1 pseudogene is annotated in these 286 nt (G+C 64.7%); it reads right to left on the bottom strand.

The window, feature by feature from the left end:
• Positions 1 to 286: pseudogene (locus tag L0D17_RS14095) on the bottom strand (IS1634 family transposase); the annotation flags it as partial.

Below are 286 nucleotides of genomic sequence, written 5' to 3'. Positions count from 1 at the left end.
GAACCAAGGCCTCCTGATCCGACTGGTTCCCATCCCCAGGAGCGAAGAGCAGGGGAATCCCCCCGGTATCGGCGCAGATCAGGTTCATCACCCACTGCTTGAGGTCTGGGCGGTGGTCCCGGCTGTAGCCGTGGGTGAGGCGGATGACCAGGGGCTCGTCCCCCGTATCGGTCTGGCCCTCTTCCCCGCTCCCGTACACCCCGTGGACGTGAAAGCTGGTGGAGTCCACGTGAAGAGCCCGCACGGGAAAGGGAAAGGCTCTGCGGGCAGATTTAGCCACCTCCAC

Source organism: Thermus thalpophilus (genome assembly GCF_022760915.1).
GTDB classification, from domain to species: domain Bacteria; phylum Deinococcota; class Deinococci; order Deinococcales; family Thermaceae; genus Thermus; species Thermus thalpophilus.
This window is presented reverse-complemented; position numbering and strand designations above follow the sequence as displayed.